Raw genomic sequence first — 18,689 nt, forward strand, 5'->3', positions numbered from 1 at the left:
TCGTCGCGCCAGCTTGCCCGGGCAGCTCGATGTATTACCGGAAGGCGCCCGTTGTTGCGGGCGCCTTCGCGTATCTGCCTCTCGGTACACTGGATTGACCGGCGCGTTGCTGTCATCGTGCCTACCCCGGTGCTGCTGCCGGCAGGGCGTATCTGGTCATGCCTGATCTGATCAGCCCGTCACGAAGTGCGAGGGCGCCGCCCTCTTTGTCTAGTCCAAGGGATTTATCGCCGCCATGAAGTGCCCATTCTGCAATCACGAAGACACCCCGGTGCTGGACACGCGCCTGTCCGAAGACGGCCATTCGATCCGTCGTCGCCGCCGCTGCGGCAATTGCGACAAGCGCTTCACCACCTATGAGCGCATCGAGCTGACCTTGCCGGTGATCGTCAAGAAGAATGGCAGCCGTACCGAGTTCGATCCGGCCAAGCTGCGCGGCAGCCTCATGCTGGCCTTGCGCAAGCGCCCGGTGTCCGCCGAGGCGGTGGACATGGCGATCCAGAGCATCCAGGACAAGCTGCTGCAGAGTGGTGAACGGGAAGTGATGTCGGGGCAGATCGGCGAATTGGTCATGCGCGAACTGAAGCGCCTGGACAAGATCGCCTATATCCGCTTTGCCTCGGTGTACAAGAGTTTCGAGGACGTCGCCGAATTCCAGGACGCCATCGCCGAAGTAGGGCAGGAGCGCAAGGGCGTCAAGCGACGCGACGATTAACTCGCGCTGAACCCGGCAATGAGAGAGGCGCGCCCTTGTGGGTGCGCAGGCATAAAAAAACGGCTGCATATGCAGCCGTTTTTCTTGAATCAAGCCCCGCCTGTGCCGCTGTGCCGGCATCCTGAACCTGACGGTTCAAGTTGGTTGCAGTAGTTCAATTTCGGGTTCATCGGACTAGCGACGATCACGCCCATCAAACGATCCCACAACCTATGCTCGTAAATGGTTCAAGGAATATATGGCAATCGCGAACACGGCAGGAGTACGAAGTCTAACGCATTCGCCGCCACGAACCAAGGCCTGTGTGAATTTTTTCCCGAGGATTTTGTAACCAGTTTTTCCTGCACGTCCGAGCATGAAAAAATGGCTGCCCAGAGCAGCCATTTTGCGTCACCGACACCGGATGTCCCTGATGGGTCAGAACAGTTTTTCCTGTGGAGCAAGCGCCTGATCGACCACCTCGGTGATGGTGGCGATCTGCTGCTGCCACTGTGCCAGGGTCATGCCGGCGAACGGACCTTCATTGCGTTGCATGCTCAGCAACTCGGCGGCGATGCCCAGGCCCGCCATCACGGCAATGCGGTCGGTGCCCTTGATGCGCCCGGCATCGCGGATGGCGCGCATCTTCTGGTCGAGATAGGCGACGGCGTGGTGCAGGGCGGCCTGTTCGCCCTCCTGGCAGGCCAGGGTATAGGACTGGCCCATGATCATGGCCTGGATCTGGATGGTGCTCATGCGGCCTCCTCATTGGCGGGCGCCGCTTCTTCCTCGGCCACCGGCAATTGCGCCAGGACCGCAGAGACGCGCCGATAGGCTTCGTCCACGCGGTTGTTGAGCGTGGCGTTGTCTTCGGAAAGCCCTTTGACTTTCCGGCGCAGCTCGGCGTTTTCCTCGCGCAGGCGTTGCGCCAGTTGGGCTAGCTGGGAGACTTTTTCAGCCAGTTGCAGGAATTCGGAACTCATGTGTTGAATGTTCGCAGGATGGGAATTGTGCTGACCGGCCTTATCGGTGTGGTCAGCAATCTTCAATTATAAGCCCATTGCACCGCGCCCAGAACAAGAACGGACGCCAGGGCCGGCCGGAAGAGCTTGGTCCACGGTCAGCTGCATTGGTTCCTCCCGGATGTTGACGCGCTGCCTCTCACTCGCCCCGGCGCACTGCCTGACCATGCAGGCGCATATAGCCCTGCTGCAGCACGAAGTTGTCGAAGGCGGTCAGCAGCGGGTGGTATTTCTCGCTGTTGCGCTCCAGTTGCATCAATGCATAGCCTACGGCTTCCAGCGTCGAGAGCTGCTCGGGCTTGTGCGATTTGCGGATGGTGTAGCGCGAGGCCGGCGTGTCCGCCAGCACCAGGCGCGGCAGGGTTTGCAGGATGGGATTGTCGAAGAGCATCTTGCGGCTCTTGCGCCAGGTGCCATCGAGGATTACCAGGCGGATGCGCTGGAATTCCTCCTGCCCTTCGACCTTCATCGTGCGCGCGTCGAAATAAGTGGTGGACGGGGTGCTGGCGTCGTCCGTGTAGAGCAGCACCGGATGGACCTTCTCGCTGGGGCTGACGTTGCGCAGCCGGGAAGGGCCATGCAGCAGCGCCTCCAGTTCGTCCGTGTCGAAGACCGAGCCGACCACCAGCTTGCTGGCCGGCAGGCTCAGGTGCAGCAGACGCACGCTGTTCTTGGCATTGCCCACTTCCAGGGGGTGCTGCAGGATCAGCACGTCGAACGCATGGTCGATGGGCGAGGTCCAGTGGCAGATGCAAGCCGTCATGGCGCGCTGGCAGATCGGGCAAAGCAGTCTGCGGGACGCGGGTTGAGCGTGTTGATCGAGCGGGGAAACCAAAATGATGGGCCTTCTTTAGGGTGCGCAATGGTTCATCTTGCTGCCGGCGAGCCCGTATTTGCGCTTTTCAGGCCACCGGCACGACAGTTCATCTCGGTAGGCTAGATTGATCCCTGCATCGTTCGACGTCAATCGACATTAAGCGAAGATACTCTCGATTTTTGGTGATATTGAAATGCAATTTTAACCATAGTGAAGGGCGGCCCTTGTCGCCGTCAATCGTTTGATACAAGCTGTAAGGCTTTGTTGACGCATAACCCGCCTTACACCTTGAGAAAATCTTCCCGTCCTCCGAGCCAGCGGGCCAGGTGGCGGTCAACGATGTCCGGGGCATGCTGGAGCAGCGCCTGGGCCGTATCGCGCGCCTTTTCCACCAGCCACTGGTCGGTGGCCAGGTCGGCGAAGCGCAGCATGGCTTCACCCGACTGGCGCGCGCCGAGGAATTCGCCAGGACCGCGGATGTCCAGGTCGCGCCGGGCGATCTCGAAGCCGTCGGTGGTTTCGCGCATGGTGGCCAGGCGCTGCTTGGCCGTGCCGCCCAGCGGCCCCTGGTAGAGCAGCAGGCACACGCTGGCCGCCGATCCCCGTCCCACCCGCCCGCGCAACTGGTGCAGCTGCGACAGGCCGAAACGTTCGGCATGCTCGATCACCATCAGCGATGCATTGGGCACATCCACGCCGACCTCGATGACCGTGGTGGCCACCAGCAGATGAATGGCGCCCCGGCTGAAGCCTTCCATGACCATCTGTTTTTCCACCGGCTTCATGCGGCCATGCACCAGGCCGATCTGCAGGTCGGGCAGGGCGGCCGACAGCGCCGCATGGGTGTCGGTGGCGGTCTGCAACTGCAGTGCCTCGGATTCCTCGATGAGCGGGCAGACCCAGTAGATCTGCTTGCCTTCCAGCGCGGCGGCATGGACTCGTTCGATCACCTCATCCCGGCGGTTCTGGTCGATCACGCGCGTGACGATGGGCGAGCGGCCTGGCGGCAGTTCGTCGATCACCGACACTTCCAGGTCGGCGTAATAGGTCATGGCCAGGGTGCGCGGGATGGGCGTGGCCGACATCATCAACTGGTGCGGCACTGCCGGCGAGTCGCGATCGGCCGGGTTGAAGCTCTTGTTGCGCAAGGCCAGCCGCTGGCCGACGCCGAAGCGGTGTTGCTCGTCCACGATCACCAGCCCCAGGTTCTCGAATTGCACCGTGTCCTGGATCAGCGCGTGGGTGCCGATGACCAGCCTTGCCGCGCCGGATTCGATGTGCGCCAGCGCCTCGGTCTTTTCCTTTTTCTTCTGGCTCCCGGAGAGCCAGGCCACGCCAATATCGAGCGGCTCCATCCAGGCAGCGATCTTGCGGAAATGCTGTTCGGCCAGGATTTCAGTGGGCGCCATCAGCACCGCCTGGCAGCCGCTGTCGATGGCCTGCGCCGCCGCCAGCGCGGCCACCACCGTCTTGCCGCTGCCCACATCGCCCTGCAGCAGGCGCTGCATCGGGAACGACTGGCGCAGGTCGGCGCGGATCTCTTCCAGTACGCGCTGCTGGGCGCCTGTCAGCTGGAAGGGCAGGACCTTGGTCAGTTCCTCGGTGATGCGTCCCGTCACCGGCAGCGCGCGCGAGCTCTTGGCCCGGCGCGCGGCCTGGGCGCGCTTGAGCGAGAGCTGCTGGGCCAGCAGCTCGTCGAATTTCATCCGTATCCAGGCCGGGTGGGATTTCTCGATGAGCGCGTGTTCATCCACGTCCGGCGGCGGGTTGTGCAACAAGCGGACCGAAGGCTCGAAGGCGGCCAGGTTCAGTGTGGCCAGCATGGAGGGCGGCAGCGTGTCGCTCCAGTCCAGCCGGCTCATGGCATTGGCGATGGCCTTGCGCAGATAGGCCTGGGACAGGCCTTCGCCGGCCGGATAGACGGGCGTGAGGACCTCCGGCAGCGGCGCCCCCTCGTTGACCACCTTGTAGGAGGGATGGACCATCTCCGCGCCGAAAAAGCCGTGCCGCAATTCCCCGCGCACCCGCAGCCGCGTGCCTTCGGCCATTTGCTTGGTCTGGCTGCCGTAGAAGTTGAGGAAGCGCAGGGTGAGCTGGCCACTGTCGTCGCCCACCGTCACGATCAACTGCCGCCGCGGGCGGAACTGCACCTCGCAGGAGCTCACCACGCCTTCCACCTGCACGGTCTGCAAGCCCCGCATCGACGCATCGGCGATGCTCATGAGGGTGGTTTCATCCTCATAGCGCAGCGGCAGGTGCAGCACCAGGTCCATGTCATTGTGCAGGCCCAGCTTGGCCAGCTTGTTTTCGGGCTTTGTAGCCGACTTGGCGGCCGGCTTGGCGGCGGAGGCGGCCTTTTTCTTCGAGGCCGGCGGGCTGGTTTTCTTCGCGGTAGCGGGCATGCGGTCGGCGTTGGTTGGACAAGGAGCCATTGTGACTAGTCGCACGCGCATATGGGAAAAACGCGCAGACAGCGTAAAATAGCGGGTTACGCTATTTTACTGTGAATATTTACAGTATCAATCCCGCCGGCGACACTTCTTGCCCGGGAAGCGCCCTGGCGCAGCGCCACGAGCGCCGCCGCGCATCGCCTCCATCCATATTTTGCACGCATGTACTCTCTTTCCGACTTCGATTTCGAGCTCCCTCCCGAGCTGATTGCCCAGACTCCGCTGGCCGAGCGCAGCGCCTCGCGCCTGTTGCAGGTACAGGGTGCGCAACTGACCGACCGCCGCTTTTCCGACATCGTCGATCTGCTGCAGGCCGGCGACCTGCTGGTCTTCAACGATACCCGCGTGATCAAGGCGCGCCTGTTCGGCGTGAAGGAAACCGGGGGCAAGATCGAGGCGTTGGTCGAGCGCATCCTCGATCCGCGCACCGTACATGCCCAGGTGCGCGCCTCCAAGTCGCCGCCACCCGGCAGCCGCATCCGCCTGGCCGATGCCTTCGACGTGACCGTCGGCGAACGCTTTGGCGAGTTCTATACGCTGCATTTCCCCGAGGATGCCTTCGCGCTGCTGGAGCAATACGGCAGCCTGCCCCTGCCACCCTACATCGACCACGAGGCCGACGCCTACGACGAGACGCGCTACCAGACCGTCTACGCCAAGGAGCCCGGCGCAGTGGCCGCCCCCACCGCCGGCCTGCACTTCGACCAGGCCTTGCTGGAGCAACTGGCCGCACGGGGCGTGCAGCAGGCCTTCGTGACCCTGCACGTGGGCGCCGGCACCTTCCAGCCGGTGCGGGTGGAAGACCTGTCGCAGCACAAGATGCATAGCGAGTGGTACACCATCCCGCCGCAAACAGTGGAGGCCGTGCGCGCCACCAAGGCGGCTGGCCGCCGCGTGATCGCGGTGGGCACCACCAGCATGCGTGCGCTGGAGTCGGGCTCGCAGAGTGGCCAGCTCAAGGCCGGCAGCGACGATACCCAGCTCTTCATCACCCCCGGCTACACCTTCAAGACCGTGGACCAACTGGTGACGAACTTCCACCTGCCCAAGTCGACCTTGCTGATGCTGGTGTCGGCCTTTGCTGGCTATGAACACATCCGCGCCGCCTATGCGCACGCGATTGCACAGAAATATCGTTTCTTCAGCTATGGCGACGCCATGCTGCTGACCCGTACCTGAGAAACCTGAACAAGAAACCCGAGAGCACCATGCTGGAATTCACCCTGCTGAAAACCGACGGAAAGGCCCGCCGCGGCCGCGTCAAACTGAACCACGGCACCGTCGAGACGCCCATCTTCATGCCGGTGGGCACCTATGGTTCGGTCAAGGCCATGTCGCCGCTGGAACTGAAGGAGATCAACGCCCAGATCATCCTCGGCAATACCTTCCACCTGTGGCTGCGCCCCGGTCTGGAAGTGGTCAGCAGGTTCGGCGGCCTGCACAAGTTCATCGGCTGGGACAAGCCCATCCTGACCGACTCCGGCGGATTCCAGGTATTTTCGCTGGGAGAGATGCGCAAGATCACCGAAGAGGGCGTGCATTTCGCCTCGCCCATCAACGGCGACCGCCTGTTCCTCTCACCGGAAATCTCCATGCAGATCCAGCGCGTGCTCAATTCCGACATCGTCATGCAATTCGACGAATGCACCCCCTACGAGATCGATGGCCGCCCCGCCACCCGCGAAGAAGCCGGCAAGTCCATGCGCATGTCACTGCGCTGGGCCAAGCGTTCCAAGGATGAATTCGATCGTGGCGAGAATCCGAACGCGCTCTTCGGCATCGTCCAGGGCGGCATGTTCGAAGGCCTGCGCGATGAGTCTCTGGCCGGGCTGGAAGAACTGGGCTTCGACGGTTTCGCCATCGGCGGGCTGTCGGTAGGCGAGCCCAAGGAAGACATGATGCGCGTGCTGGAGCACGTCGGCCCGCGCCTGCCGGCCAACAAGCCGCACTACCTGATGGGGGTGGGCACGCCGGAAGACCTGGTCGAAGGCGTGGCCAATGGTGTGGACATGTTCGATTGCGTCATGCCCACCCGCAATGCCCGCAACGGCTGGATCTTCACCCGCTACGGCGACGTCAAGATCAAGAACGCCAAGTACAAGAACGATGACCGTCCCTTCGACGAGAGCTGCGACTGCTACGCCTGCAAGAACTTCTCGCGGGCCTACCTGCATCACCTGCATCGCGCTGGCGAAATCCTGGGTGCGCGCATGAATACCGTCCACAACCTGCACTACTACCTGCAACTGATGCAGGAGATGCGCGACGCCATCGACGCCGGCACCTTCCAGGACTTCGTGAAGAAATTCAAGGAAGACCGCGCCCGCGGCGTGGACTGATGAGGGGCAGCTGGCGCTAGCGCTAACGGGGGTGGGCCTGCCGGGCCTGCCCTGACAGGCGCTGCAACTGCGCCCACAATTGCGCCGGCGCAACCGGCTTGTGCAGCATCGGAATGCCGCTCTCGGCTGCCTCGCGCAGCCGCGCCGGCGCGGTGTCGCCGGTGATGAGCAGGGCGCTGACCGGCTTGCCCAGCACGCGGCGCACGGCGGCGATGGCGTCGGTGCCGTTGCTGTGCTGGCGCAGCCGGTAATCGCTGATGACCAGTTCGGGCAGATGTTGCTGCGCCAGCGCCTCGGCCTGTTCCAGCGACTCCGCGCAGTGACAGCGGCAGCCCCAGTGTTCCAGCAGTTGCGCCATGCTCTCGCGCACGCGCTGGTCATCGTCGATCAGCAAGACCCGCAAGCCCTGCAGATCATGCCGCACCGGCGGCGGTAGCGGCCGCAAGGCGGCCGCCAGGGAGGAGTCGTCCTGGCGCGCCAGCGGCAGCGTCAGACGGAACACGCTGCCACGTCCCGGGACCGACTGCACGCTTAGCGTGAGCCCCTGCAGGCGCGCCAGCCCCTGGGCGATCGCCAGTCCCAGCCCGAGACCCTTGCGATGGTCCCGTTCGGGATTGCCCAACTGGCGGAACTCTTCAAAGATCTCTTGCTGCTGGGCCGGGGAAATGCCCACCCCGGTATCCCAGACCTCCAGCCAGGCCTGGGCACCGCGCTGGCGGCAGGCCACGAGAATGCCGCCGTGGTCGGTATAGCGGATGGCGTTGGAGACCAGGTTGCGCAGGATCAGCTCGGTCAGCGAGGCGTCGGCGCTGACCACCGCTGCGCTCTCACGGCAGCGAAACACCAGCCCCTTGGCTTCGGCCTGCGCCGCCATTTCCTGGCTGATGCGGTTGACCAGCGCCTGTACCCTGAAGCGGGTGACCTGCGGCTCCACCACCCCGGCTTCGATGCGCGAATAATCCAGCAAGGTATGCAGCATGTCGGCGCAGTTGTCGGCCGCGCGGCGCAGCTTGGCGACCACCTCGCGCTGCATGGGGTCCAGCGGCGTCGTGTTGAGCACTTCCAGAAACAGGCCTTGCGCGTGGATAGGCTGGCGCAGGTCGTGGCTGGCTGCCGCCAGGAACTTGGACTTGGCCGCATTGGCCTGCTCGGCCTGGGCCAGTGCCTGCTGGGTCCTTTCGGATTCATGCTGGAGCCGGCGGATCAGTTCGGTATTTTCATAGCGCAGCGTGATGGCCGCCTGGGCTGCGCGCGCGCTGTTGCGCGCCTGCACCAGCAGCGAAGCCACGTAGAGCAGGGCCGCCACGCTGAGCACCTGCAGCGAGGGATCGTGCATGATCCATACCCAGGCGGCCAGCATGCCCAGTTCCACGATGCAGAATGAAATGAAGACCGGCAGCACCGGCGAAAGGATGGACATCGAGTTGCCCGCCACCCCGGCCAGCACGCCGATGGCCAGGATGCTGCCGCCGGGACTGCCGGTGTCCAGGGCCACCGCCGCCAGCGCGCCCCAGGCCGCGCCGTCCAGGCCATGCAGCAGCATGAGCCGGCGGCGCACCGCGCCGATCTGCTGCGGTGTGATGGTCATGGCCAGTATGCGGCGGGCATCGGCAAAATCGATCAGCTTGGAGACGATCACGCCGCCGGCCCAGGCCAGGAGCGGCCACAGTCCTGCGCGCTCGCCCAGGGCGTAGACGATCAGCAGCGCCACCAGGATGCCGGGCACCACCGAGCTGCCCAGGTTGCCGCACAGCAGCCGGATCTGTTCCACCTGGATCTGGTGCGCCACGGCGTCTGGCGCAAGGGTGCCGGGACGGGGCGGGGAGGACGCGTCCATGGCCTCAACTGACCAGGCCGCGCCGGCGCGCTGCAAAGGCCGCTTCGGCGCGGTTGTCCACGTCCAGCGCCAGGAGGATGGCCTGGACATGGCCGCGAATGGTGTTTTCCGACAGGTTCAGCCGCCGCCCGATGGCCTTGTTGGTCAGGCCCTGGCTCAGCAGCCCCAGCACCTCGTACTGGCGTGGCGTGAACTGGGCCTTGTCATCGGGCTGGTCGCCGCGCTGGTTCGGGCAGGGCGTGAGCCCACCGCCGACCTTGGCGATCACGGCCATGATGTGTTCTGTCGTGGCCGCCTTGGAGACGAAGGCCGATGCGCCGCGCTGGAGCGCCTGGCGAACCGTATGGTCGGTGTCGTCGGCCGACAGGATGATGGCCGGCACGCCCGGCCATTTGCGCGCCAGCACAGCCATGCCTTCGAGGCCGTTGAGCCCGCCCAACTGGATATCGATCAACAGCAGGGTGGGCGCGTCTTCCGCTTCGCCTTGCAGGTGCAGCGCCTCTTCCAGCGAGGCTGCTTCGGACAGGCGCGCCTGCGGCAGGCTGTTTTGCAGCACCAGGCGCAGGCCGCTGCGGAACAGGGCGTGATCATCAATGATCAGGAGATGAGGCGTCGACATCGGCAAGGCATCCTCCCACAGTCGTTGTAACGGACTGCCGGTAGTGTTGGGGATTTTTATGCCGCGATTCTACGCCTTAATGTCGGCTGGCAGCGGCCAGCGGCCAGCGGCCTCGCATGATCTGGCGCAGCTGCCGTGTTTGAAGCAGCGGGCTCAGCAGGGAGCGCCGCCTTGGGCGCGCTGACGGAGCGTCTCAAGGGACGGTGCGTCCAGCGCCTGCCAGGGCGAGGTCCCGGCGATGTGCATGGTCTGCGTCCACTCCTGCCAATCCTGGCCGGCCTGCTGGTACAGCACCAGCAGATCGTGCGGCGCCAGCTGCAACTGCGCCAGTGCGGTCCCGGCCCGGGCCAGCGCCGCCGGGGCCTGCTGCGCCGGGCCGCAGCCCAGCTCAGCCATGGCCTGCGCCAGATGCAGGGTCCAGACGATCTCGTCCTGGCGCGTGGCGGCGATGTCGCCGATGTCCACGGGTGTTTCATAGTGCAGCACGGCGTCGCAGAAGAGGTCCGGAATCTTCCAGTCCTGCATCAGTGCGGCGGCGATGTTGAGATGGTTGAAGCCGAACAGCGACTGTTCCATGGCCAGGCGGGCCGGCGCATCCAGGGCGCGGGTAAGCAGCGCCGAGTAGCCGCTCGGTTGCGCCGAGGCCAGGGTGAGCTTGCCGATGTTGGCCAGCAGGCCGGTGGTGAACATTTCCCCCAGCGGCGCGACGCGGAGCTGGCCGGTGACAGCCTGGGCGCTGCAGGCCATGGCAAAGCTCTGCGCCCAGAAGGTGGGCAGGCTGAAGTTGGCGCAGGAGGCCGGCGCCCGGGTTTCGGCCAGCGACAACGCCAGCGCCAGCTGGCGCACCGCCTGCAGGCCGACCAGCAGGAGGCTGTCCATGCTCACCGAGGCAATCGGCCGCGCCCGCTGGGCATTGAGCACGTTGACGATGCGGATGATGCGCCCCGACAGTGCTGGATCGGCCTGCACCAGATGGATCAGTTCGGCCATGTCCGGATTGTCCTGGGTGCACAGCTGCATGATGGTCAGGCGCACACCGCCCGGCGACGGCAGGGCCTGGGCGCTGCGCAGCTTGTCAAACAGGGTCGGTTCGATGAAGGTCAGCATTCACTTGCCTTCCTGGTAGCGATTGAAAATCTCCAGCACCTCTTCCCACCCGGCGAAGAAGGCTTCCACGCAACGTGGGTCGAAATGGGCGCCGCTATGCTCGCGCAGGTACTGCGAGGCCCGCTCCAGGCTCCAGCCGGCCTTGTAGGGACGTGACGAGGTCAGGGCGTCGAACACGTCAGCCACTGCGACGATGCGGCCGTAGAGCGGGATCTGTTCACCCTTGAGGCCATTGGGATAGCCGCTGCCATCCCATTTTTCGTGGTGGGTGAGGGCGATCTGCGAGGCCGTCTGCAGCAGCGGCGAGGGACTGGCCACCAGGATGTCGGCGTCGATGCGCGCATGCATGCGCATGAGCTTGAGCTCTTCCTCGTCGAGGCGGCCCGGCTTGAGCAGGATGTGGTCGGGGATGCCCATCTTTCCGATGTCGTGCATGGGCGCGGCATTGAGCAGCAATTCCTGCTCCTGGCGGTCCAGGCCCATCCGGGCGGCGATGATCCTGGCGTAGTTGGCCATGCGCGTGAGGTGTTCGCCCGTTTCTGGATCACGATAGCCGGCCGCGCGCGCGAGCAGGTCCACCGAGTCCAGCGCCAGCGTGTCGCTGTGGCGGACCTGCTGGTCCACCTGTTCGGAGAGGCTGTCGATCTTCTGGCTCATGGCCAGTTGCGACCTGCGCATGGCCAGCATGTTCTTGACCCGCGCCAGCAGCTCCACCCGGTTGACCGGTTTGGAAAGGAAATCGTTGGCGCTCATCTGCAGGGCGGTATGGCGCACCTGCAGGCCCATGTCGGCGGTGATCATGATGACCGGCGTCATTTCCTGCCCGGGCATGGTGCGAAAGCGCGAGAGGAAATCCAGTCCATCCATGCCGGGCATCATGTAGTCCAGCAGGATCAGGTCCGGCGCATGTTCCTGGCACCAGTCCAGGGCCTGGCGCGCATCTGCACAGGTGCTGATGCGGGTCTGCGGCACTTGCCCCAGCATGTGCGAGAACAGGGACAGATTGGTCTTGTCGTCATCCACGATCAGGATGTTCATATTGCTCATAGGCCCCTCGTCTGGCTTGCTTGCAGGTGTTGGCACAGTTGTGCGAATGTCGCGGCGCAGGCCTGCGCCCGCGTGCGTGTCTGCGCCAGATCCCCCTGGCGCGCCGCCATTTCCATTTCCCGTCCCAGTTGGCCCAGCGCATCCAGGCCCAGGTTCATGCAACTGCCCGCCAGCCGGTGTCCCAGCGCCTGCACTTCGTCCAGCGCGGGCTCTTGGCCCTGGCAGTGTGCCTGCAGCTCCTGCATCAGCGGGCTGGTGTGCTCGACAAACATGGTCAGCATCTCATGGGCCAGGGCGCGGTCCTCGCCGAACAGTTCCTGCAGACGGTCTTCATCGATCAGTTGTGGCGCCGCCGGCGTTGCTGCCGACGCCGGGGACGGCGGCAGGTAGTGCGCCAGCATGGCCGCCAGCTGGGAGCGTAGCAGGGGTTTGGTCAGGTAATCGTCCATGCCCGCCTCCAGGCATCGCTCTCGGTCACCGGCCATGGCATTGGCGGTCATGGCCACGATCGTCGTATGGGCCAGCTCGCCTTGCATGCTACGGATGCGGCGCGTGGTTTCGTAGCCGTCCAGCACCGGCATCTGGCAATCCATCAGGACCAGTGCATAGCGGTGGCGCGCCAGCCGTTCCAGCGCCTCCAGGCCATTGGCGGCGATGTCGGCCGCATAGCCCATGGCGTTGAGCTGGTACACGGCGACCTTCTGGTTCATCACATTGTCTTCCACCAGCAGGATGTCGCGCTGGCCGGGCTGACCCTGACGCGGCGTTGCCGGCGCGGCCATCCAGGCATGGTTGCTGGTCTGGACCTCCGGTGCGCTGCCGGTCACGCCGAGGGCGCGCAGCAACTGCTGCTTGCGCAGCGGTAACTGCAAGACTTCATGATGGGGTTTGCTACCCGTATCCAGTCCGTGCACGCCATGGTCAAGCAGCACCCGGCGCAGCGCCGGACGTTCGGCCTGCAGCCGCGCCATGACCGAGACCGCGTCCAGGTCCTGGACCAGGGTGCTGACGATGACGGCATCGATGCCGCTGGCGCTCGCGCCCGGGCCGGTCAGCGCCGCCAGTGCATCGCTGGCGCTGCCAAAGCGCAGGGTTTCCAGGGCCGCGCTGCGCAGATATTCATGTAGCATGGCGGCGCTGGCGTCATGCGGTTCGACCAGCGCAATGCGGCGCGGTCGGTCGGCGGCCGGCGGTTCACCCCGGATCACGCCAGCGCCCGCAGTCACCGGGATGCCCAGTTCGAACCAGAAGCACGAGCCGGTCCCCAACGCGCTTTCCACGCCGATGCTGCCGCCCATCAGTTCCACCAGGCGCTTGCAGATCGACAGGCCCAGGCCGGTGCCACCATATTGACGGGTCACCGAACTGTCGGCCTGGGCGAAGGGGGAGAACAGCCGGCGCAGCGTGTCCTCATCCATGCCGATGCCGCTGTCGCGCACCTCGAAGCGGACGCGGCAGTGGTCACCCGTCACCTGCAGGGCCTGCACCCGCAACAGCACCTCGCCGGCATGGGTGAACTTGAGCGCATTGCCCAGCAGGTTCAGCAGGATCTGACGGATCCGTCCCGGATCGCCCAATAGTCGGGGCGGCAAGCGGCTGTCGACATGGGCCAGCAGGCGCACCCGTTTTTCCCTGGCCTTGAAGGAGAGCGCCTCGGCGCTGGCTTCGACCACCTCGGCCAGGTCGAACTCGACCACGGCGATGTCCATCTTGCCGACATCGATCTTGGAAAAATCCAGCACGTCATTGACGATGCCCAGCAGGGCGTTGGCGGAATCCTCGATGGCCTTGGCGAACTCGGCCTGCTGGGTATCCAGGCGCGTCGAACGCAGCAGGCCGGCCATGCCCAGCACTGCATTCATGGGCGTACGGATCTCATGGCTCATGGTGGAGAGGAAGGCGCCCCGGGTCAGCATGGCATGGTCGGCGGCTTCCTTGGCCTGTACCAGCTTGTCGGCGGTGCGAGCGCTTTCCCGCAGCAACCGCAACAGGGTCAGCGCGTGGATGCCCCAGATGGCCGCCAGCACCAGCTTCTGCCAGGCCGACAGGGCGCCATGCGCCAGTGCAACCGCCGCCAGCACGGCAAAGCAGGTCTCTGACACGATGAGCAGCATGCGCCCCTGGCGCGCAAACATGCCGCCCGGACTGCCCGATGTGCATCGCATCACAAGTTTCTCCCCATGGTTCCTCCCTCGTTGGCATGGGCATCCCGTGTGGTCCGGATGCCTGCTTCAATCAATTATAACGAATTATATTTATAATTATGGAAATTGGTTTATTTGTTTAGTGTCCATCAGGTCAGGGTGTCGGGAAAATGACGCGTATCTGAGCATGTTCGTGATACGCATCGTCCCGCCGTGACGGAATTTGCTGCCGGTCCCTGCTGGCCCTTCTGATGAGATAGATAATCTACCAGAGAACGATAATAAATTAATTAATTTGTGTTATTCGACTAAATCGTTTAATATGGCTTCGGGATGTAAAACAAAACAACGGCCACAACAATCCGCCAGGAGCCGCCAATGAAGCATGATTTCCCTTTGATATTGCCTGTTCGGCCTGCGCGGTCCGAATGGGTCCGCTTGACCGGTCTGCTGGTCTTGCTTCTGATGAGCGCCCTGGTCTGGCAGCGTCCCCACGCGGCCACGGTCGGCAGGTTGACCATGTCGGCGCTGGTCTTCACGCGTTGCCAGGTGCGCGTCAATGTGGTCGATGGCACGGCAGCCGTCTCCAATCTCTGTGGCGCGGTACCCAGCGGCGCCCAGGATGGCCGCGCCTTCCTGCTGGTGGACCAGCAGGCGCGCTCGGTGCTGGTGGTCTACTAGCCGGCCAGTCCTGGCAGCAGCACTGCCAGCACGACCAGCAGCACCACGGCCCAGGACGGCATGCGCAAGTACACCAGCGCGGCCAACGCGGCCAGCGCCACCAGCAGGTCACGCAGGCTATGGATGGCGCTGGTCCAGACGGGCTGGTAGAGCGCGGCCAGCAACAATCCCACCACGGCGGCATTCACGCCCGCCAGCGCGGCCTGCATCGGACCGTTGCGGCGCACGCTGTCCCAGAACGGCAGCAAGCCGATCACCAGCAAAAACGAAGGTGCAAAGATGGCCCCCAGGCACAGCAGCCCACCGGCCACGCCGTTGGGCCAGGACGACATCACCACGCCCAGATAGGCGGCCAGCGTGAACAAGGGGCCAGGCACCGCCTGCGCCGCGCCGTAGCCGGCCAGGAAGACGTCCTTGTCCAGCCATCCCGCCGGCACCAGCTCGGCTTGCAATAACGGCAGCACCACATGGCCGCCGCCGAAGACCAGCGACCCGACCCGATAGAAGATGCTGGTCAATTGCAGCCAGGGAGCCGGATACCAGGCGGCCAGCGCCGGAATGCCCACCAGCAGCACCAGGAACAGCAGCAGGCAGGCAGCGCCCACGCGCCGGCTCAGCGTCGGTGGCAAGTCTTCCAGTCGGGCTGCGGGCACGCTCTTGAACAGCAGCCAACCGGCCAGCGCCGCCGTCACAATGATCGCCAGTTGCGCCAGCGCCCCGCTCATGAGCAGCGCCGCCAGCGCGGCGGCCAGCGTGATCACTTGACGTTGCAGGCCCCGGCACAGGCTTCTGGCCATGCCCCAGACCGCCTGCGCCACGATGGCCACGGCCACGATCTTCAAGCCGTGCACCACCTCCCCCGAGAGCCAGTGCGCCTGCTGCAGTACCGACAGCGCCAATCCCATCAGCAGCAGCGCCGAAGGCAGGGTGAAGCCCAGCCAGGCCGCCAGCGCGCCCCCATAGCCCGCGCGCAGCACGCCGATGGCCATGCCGACCTGGCTGCTGGAGGGGCCGGGCAGGAACTGGCACATCGCCACCAGATCGGCATAGGCCGCCTCCGACAGCCAGCCGCGCCGCGCCACGAATTCCGTACGGAAATAGCCCAGATGCGCTGCCGGTCCGCCGAAGGAGCTCAGGCCCAGGCGCAGGAAGACCAGGAACACCTCCCAGCAAGCCCCCGGCGAACTGCTTGCACGGGGTTGGTTGGCGGTAACGGAGTGGCGAGGCTGGGCGGGCATGGGCTGGGCCAAGGCGAAGTGGAGGGTGCGGATATTGGCGCTATCTTAGAAGCGAGCACGCGGAAAATGAAGCATTTTTCAGCAGCAGGGTGGGGGCCTGCCGCTCCCCCGTCCGGACAAAAATACCCAATTTGCCCTTGATCTACGGCAAGCTGTCCCGATTTGGCGGTATAGCGCCTGCGCAATGCTAGAATGCAGGGCTATTTTTCAATCAACCTTTGGAGCCTTACGTGTTTATTTCCGACGCATACGCGCAAACGGCCGCAGCAGCCCCTGGTGGCGCGATGGGCAACCTGGCCAGCTTCCTGCCGATCATCCTGATGTTCGTGGTCCTGTACTTCCTGATGATCCGCCCGCAGATGAAGCGTCAGAAAGAACAGAAAGCCATGATGGACGCACTGGCCAAGGGCGACGAAGTCGTCACTTCCGGCGGCATGCTGGGCCGCATCACCAAGGTGGCCGATGGCTATATCACCATCGAAGTGTCGGAAGGCACCGAGATCATCGTGCAAAAGGGTGCGGTCACGACCCTGCTGCCCAAGGGCACCATCAAGGGCCTGTAAGCTGGCCTCACCGGTTCGGCCGGCCTGATCCGGCGAACCCATGGGCGCATCGCTGATGCGCCCATGTCGTTAGAACGGCGCGCAGAAACTTCCGGTTCCTGGCGCCGGTTCTGAACAGGGCGGCAGGTCCCTGCCTCCCTCTCCCGCAAGCAAGAAGCACAAGACCATGAATCGTTACTCTCTCTGGAAATACGCACTGATCGTCCTGGCCCTGCTGTTCGGCGTGATCTATACCGTCCCGAACTTCTTCGGCGAATCCCCCGCGGTGCAGATCAGCAGTGCCAAGTCGACCCTGAAGGTCGAGCCTGCCGTGGCTGGCCGTGTCGATCAGATCCTGAAACAAGGCAATCTCGGCGCAGAGAGTGTGGCGTTCGACAACAGCGGTTCGCAGCCCTCGGTGCGCGCCCGCTTCGCCACCACCGACATCCAGTTCAAGGCCAAGGCCCTGCTGGAAAAGGAACTCAATACCGACCCCAGCGACCCGACCTACATCGTCGCCTTCAACCTGCTGCCCAATACCCCGCAATGGCTGCAGAGCCTGCACGCCTTCCCGATGTACCTGGGCCTGGACTTGCGCGGGGGCGTGCACTTCCTGATGCAGGTCGACATCAAGGCGGTCCTGAACAAGCGCCTGCAAGGCCTGCAAGCCAGCGTGCGCAGCCTGCTGCGTGACAAGAACATCCGCCACAGCGGCATCAGCCGTTCCGGCGACAGCATCGAGATCTCCTTCCGCGATGCCGACACCCGTAGCAAGGCCCGCGCCGCCCTGGGCGAGCTGCAGGAAATGCTGCTGACCGACGCCGGTAGCGGCGATGACTTGAAGCTCATCGCCACCCTACGCCCGGAAGCCCTCAAGCAGACCCAGGAAGACGGCGTCAAGCAGAACATCAGCACCCTGTCCAAGCGCGTCAACGAACTGGGCGTGGCCGAGCCGCTGATCCAGCGCCAGGGCGCCGACCGTATCGTGGTCGAGCTGCCGGGCGTGCAGGATGTCTCGCGCGCCAAGGACATCATCGGCCGCACCGCCACCCTGGAAGTGCGCATGGTGGACGAAAGCGTGGTGCGCGGTACCGAAGAAACCACCGCCATCCCCTTCGGTTCCGAACTGTTCAAGATCGGCAAGGGCGCGCCCGTGGTCCTGAACAAGGAACCGGTGCTGACCGGCGACTACATCTCCAACGCCTCGGCCAGCTTCGATGAAAACCACCAGCCGGCGGTCAGCATCGACCTGAACGGCGACGGCGGCCGCAAGATGCGCGAAGCCACCCGCGACAAGGTCGGCAAGGCGATGGCCATCGTCCTGTTCGAAAAGGGCAAGGGCGAAGTCCTGACCGTGGCCACGATCCGCTCCGAACTGGGTTCGCGCTTCCAGATCACCGGCATGGGTTCGCCCGAAGCCGCCAGCGACCTGGCCCTGCTGTTGCGCGCCGGTTCCCTGGCCGCACCGATGGACATCATCGAAGAGCGCACCATCGGCCCGCAACTGGGCGCCGACAACATCAAGAAGGGCTTTGACTCGGTGCTGTATGGCTTCATTGCCATGGCCGTGTTCATGGTGATCTATTACCAGTTGTTCGGTTTCTTCAGCGCTCTGGCGCTGTCGGTGAACGTGCTGTTGCTGGTGGCGCTGCTCTCCACACTGCAGGTCACGCTGACCCTGCCCGGTATTGCGGCGATCGCGCTGGCGCTGGGTATGGCGATCGATTCCAACGTGCTCATCAACGAGCGCATCCGCGAAGAACTGCGCGCCGGCAATTCGCCGCAGGCCGCCATCGCCGCCGGTTTCGATCGCGCCTGGGCGACCATCCTGGACTCCAACGTGACCACCCTGATCGCCGGCCTGGCGCTGCTGATCTTCGGTTCCGGCGCCATTCGCGGCTTCGCCGTGGTGCACTGCCTGGGCATCCTGACCTCGATGTTCTCGGCCGTGTTCTTCTCGCGTGGCGTGGTCAACCTCTGGTATGGCCGCAAGAAGCGCCTCTCCAGCCTGGCCATCGGCCAGATCTGGAAGCCCGAGGGCGAGGTGCTGACCACCTCCGGCAAGGCTTCGGCCAAGCGCGACGGCAAGTAAGCCGCGGTACGACGACATAGCAGCACAGCCAGAATTGAGCCGGCCACCCCGATGATCGTG

The 18,689-nt window shown here is 64.4% G+C and carries 16 protein-coding genes and 1 other RNA gene; 6 read left to right on the top strand and 11 right to left on the bottom strand.

Annotated features, from left to right (window positions below; translation table 11 throughout):
* Positions 1–235 precede the first annotated feature (235 nt).
* Positions 236–715: a transcriptional regulator NrdR gene (nrdR, locus tag BGK68_RS12240; protein WP_075257319.1), complete on the top strand. Its 480-nt coding sequence runs from the start codon at positions 236–238 to the stop codon at positions 713–715.
* An 89-nt stretch (positions 716–804) separates the two neighbouring features.
* Here nrdR and ssrS read toward each other — a convergent pair.
* The 5 genes from ssrS to recG all read right to left on the bottom strand — a co-directional run bounded on the left by ssrS (position 805) and on the right by recG (position 4,935).
* A non-coding RNA gene (ssrS, locus tag BGK68_RS12245) (6S RNA) lies at positions 805–981 on the bottom strand.
* A 151-nt stretch (positions 982–1,132) separates the two neighbouring features.
* Positions 1,133–1,450, bottom strand: a complete 318-nt coding sequence (locus BGK68_RS12250) for a cell division protein ZapA (protein WP_013233247.1) — start codon at positions 1,448–1,450, stop codon at positions 1,133–1,135.
* Positions 1,447–1,677, bottom strand: a complete 231-nt coding sequence (locus BGK68_RS12255) for a DUF904 domain-containing protein (RefSeq protein WP_075257320.1) — start codon at positions 1,675–1,677, stop codon at positions 1,447–1,449. Before BGK68_RS12255 ends, BGK68_RS12250 begins: the two co-directional genes overlap by 4 nt.
* A 178-nt stretch (positions 1,678–1,855) precedes the next feature.
* Entirely contained in the window at positions 1,856–2,551 is a 696-nt protein-coding gene (locus BGK68_RS12260; protein WP_075257321.1) for a tRNA-uridine aminocarboxypropyltransferase, read from the bottom strand.
* 263 nt (positions 2,552–2,814) lie between these two features.
* Positions 2,815–4,935: an ATP-dependent DNA helicase RecG gene (gene recG, locus BGK68_RS12265; RefSeq protein ID WP_075257322.1), complete on the bottom strand. Its 2,121-nt coding sequence runs from the start codon at positions 4,933–4,935 to the stop codon at positions 2,815–2,817.
* Between the two features lie 210 nt (positions 4,936–5,145).
* On the opposite strand from recG, the gene queA reads away from it, so the two are divergent.
* Positions 5,146–6,162, top strand: coding sequence for a tRNA preQ1(34) S-adenosylmethionine ribosyltransferase-isomerase QueA (queA, locus tag BGK68_RS12270; RefSeq protein WP_075257323.1), 1,017 nt, complete (start codon positions 5,146–5,148; stop codon positions 6,160–6,162).
* 29 nt (positions 6,163–6,191) lie between these two features.
* A complete protein-coding gene (gene tgt, locus BGK68_RS12275) occupies positions 6,192–7,322 on the top strand; it encodes a tRNA guanosine(34) transglycosylase Tgt (protein ID WP_075257324.1) in 1,131 nt (376 codons plus the stop codon).
* Positions 7,323–7,344: 22 nt separating this feature from the next.
* Here the strand turns inward: tgt and BGK68_RS12280 are convergent, their stop codons facing one another.
* From BGK68_RS12280 to BGK68_RS12300, 5 genes are all read right to left on the bottom strand, one after another.
* Positions 7,345–9,159, bottom strand: coding sequence for an ATP-binding response regulator (locus BGK68_RS12280; RefSeq protein WP_075259804.1), 1,815 nt, complete (start codon positions 9,157–9,159; stop codon positions 7,345–7,347).
* Between the two features lie 4 nt (positions 9,160–9,163).
* On the bottom strand, positions 9,164–9,778 hold the full coding sequence (locus tag BGK68_RS12285) for a response regulator transcription factor (protein WP_075257325.1): 615 nt from the start codon (positions 9,776–9,778) through the stop codon (positions 9,164–9,166).
* A gap of 153 nt (positions 9,779–9,931) precedes the next feature.
* Entirely contained in the window at positions 9,932–10,885 is a 954-nt protein-coding gene (locus BGK68_RS12290) for an HDOD domain-containing protein (protein WP_075257326.1), read from the bottom strand.
* Entirely contained in the window at positions 10,886–11,923 is a 1,038-nt protein-coding gene (locus tag BGK68_RS12295; protein ID WP_075257327.1) for an HD domain-containing phosphohydrolase, read from the bottom strand.
* A 5-nt stretch (positions 11,924–11,928) separates the two neighbouring features.
* Positions 11,929–14,097, bottom strand: a complete 2,169-nt coding sequence (locus BGK68_RS12300) for an ATP-binding protein (RefSeq protein ID WP_075257328.1) — start codon at positions 14,095–14,097, stop codon at positions 11,929–11,931.
* Positions 14,098–14,514: 417 nt separating this feature from the next.
* Here BGK68_RS12300 and BGK68_RS12305 point away from each other — a divergent pair, with 417 nt between their 5' ends.
* Positions 14,515–14,757 carry a hypothetical protein gene (locus BGK68_RS12305; RefSeq protein WP_143433029.1) on the top strand — a complete coding sequence of 81 codons (243 nt, stop codon included), beginning with the start codon at positions 14,515–14,517 and terminating at the stop codon, positions 14,755–14,757.
* Here the strand turns inward: BGK68_RS12305 and chrA are convergent.
* Complete coding sequence (gene chrA, locus BGK68_RS12310; protein ID WP_075259805.1) at positions 14,754–15,995, bottom strand: chromate efflux transporter; 1,242 nt, start codon at positions 15,993–15,995, stop codon at positions 14,754–14,756. The genes BGK68_RS12305 and chrA overlap by 4 nt on opposite strands.
* A gap of 284 nt (positions 15,996–16,279) precedes the next feature.
* On the opposite strand from chrA, the gene yajC reads away from it, so the two are divergent.
* Positions 16,280–16,558, top strand: a complete 279-nt coding sequence (yajC, locus tag BGK68_RS12315; protein ID WP_048348508.1) for a preprotein translocase subunit YajC — start codon at positions 16,280–16,282, stop codon at positions 16,556–16,558.
* A 166-nt stretch (positions 16,559–16,724) separates the two neighbouring features.
* Positions 16,725–18,629 carry a protein translocase subunit SecD gene (gene secD, locus BGK68_RS12320; RefSeq protein ID WP_075257330.1) on the top strand — a complete coding sequence of 635 codons (1,905 nt, stop codon included), beginning with the start codon at positions 16,725–16,727 and terminating at the stop codon, positions 18,627–18,629.
* The last annotated feature ends 60 nt before the right edge of the window (positions 18,630–18,689 follow it).

The sequence above is a fragment of the Herbaspirillum camelliae genome, assembly GCF_001929405.1.
In the GTDB taxonomy this organism is placed as follows: domain Bacteria; phylum Pseudomonadota; class Gammaproteobacteria; order Burkholderiales; family Burkholderiaceae_D; genus Herbaspirillum; species Herbaspirillum seropedicae.